Source organism: Exiguobacterium sp. 8A (assembly GCF_902506275.1).
Classification (GTDB): Bacteria; Bacillota; Bacilli; order Exiguobacteriales; family Exiguobacteriaceae; genus Exiguobacterium; species Exiguobacterium profundum.
On record NZ_LR733665.1, the window covers coordinates 1 to 1,459 of the forward strand.

Sequence of the window (1,459 nt, forward strand, 5' to 3'; positions counted from 1 at the left end):
AAAAAAGTGCATCATTCGGGGTTTTTCGTATGGATACGAATCGCTACAATGAACCTATTCATTCAGACGGGAGAAACAACCATGAGTAAAATCCTCTTCAACATGACTCAAATCAACCAGCTCGAAGAAAATCCGAACGTCGCTTCGGCATCAGAACGCTCGATCCAGTATACCGCCGAGTTTAAGGTCAAGGCCGTACATGAAAATATTGAGGACAAGGGACCTCAACAAATCTTCACGGAGGCCGGATTCGATCTGACGGTGATCGGGAAACGAAAAGCGCAATCCTCGTTGAACCGCTGGCGCCAAACTTTCCGAAAAGAAGGAGAAGAGGGTCTCCGGAACGATAAACGTGGAAAGGCTACGGGAAGCGGACGCCCGAAAACAGACGAGTCGATGGAGAAACGGTTGGCGAAGGCAGAGGCACGGATCAAATACCTGACGGCAGAAAACGAGCTCTTAAAAAAGCTAGAGAAGTTAGAAGGGCAGGCGGAACATACGAACTGACACCAGCAGAGAAATATCAGGCCATCAACACCGTCATCCGCATCGCACAGCTTAAGAATCTCGTCCGCCCACTATGTGAGATCGCCGGAGTGAGCCGCAGTGGCTATTACGCCTGGTTGAACCGTGCCGAGGCGGAATCCCTCCGGGAAGAGCGTGATTACCTAGATGCGACACTCCTCAAGAAGATCCATGACAGCCATAAAGGCAAAGTCGGTTATCGGGGGCTGTTACATGGAGGTGCGCGCAACCCTCGGGTTCCGAATCAACCATAAACGAATCCTCCGACTGATGCGCAAGTATAACATCGTGACCAAAATCCGAAGGATGAACCCTTATCGAAAGCTCTCTCAGGCTTCGTATGAGCACCGCGTCGTGCCCGAATCTATTGAACCGCGAGTTCCGGCAGAGCGAGCCCGGGAAGGTATTCGTGACCGATATCACCTATCTCCCCATCGCCTCCGGCGAGAACGTCTATCTGTCTTGTGTGAAGGACGTCGCCACACGCGAGATCGTGGCACATAAACTGTCCACGGGTCTCCACATGGACCTCGTCTTTCAGACGATGGAAAAGCTCGAAGAGCATCTCCAAGGGAACCGACATCCCGAAGCGATGATTCATTCGGACCAAGGCTTCCACTACACCCATCCGGACTACCAGCAACTCGTCGGCGACCTCGGACTGGTCCAGTCCATGTCACGTCGGGGCAACTGTCTCGACAACGCACCGATTGAATCGTTCTTCGGTCATTTGAAGGATTATGTCACCAACCGTTCGTGCGGGTCAGTCGAGGAGGTCCGAGCGATCGTCGGAGACTACATAAGCTATTACAACTGCGAACGCGGTCAATGAAATCTAAAAAAAATGACCCCGGAACAATATCGGGACCATCTGATCGCAGCATAGAAAACGTGGACTTTTTATTAAACTGTCCATTTTACGGGGCTCAGTTCA

1 pseudogene is annotated in these 1,459 nt (G+C 51.5%); it reads left to right on the top strand.

What is annotated here, in order from left to right:
- Positions 1–81 precede the first annotated feature (81 nt).
- A pseudogene (locus GVY42_RS15685) lies at positions 82–1,357 on the top strand (IS3 family transposase).
- The last annotated feature ends 102 nt before the right edge of the window (positions 1,358–1,459 follow it).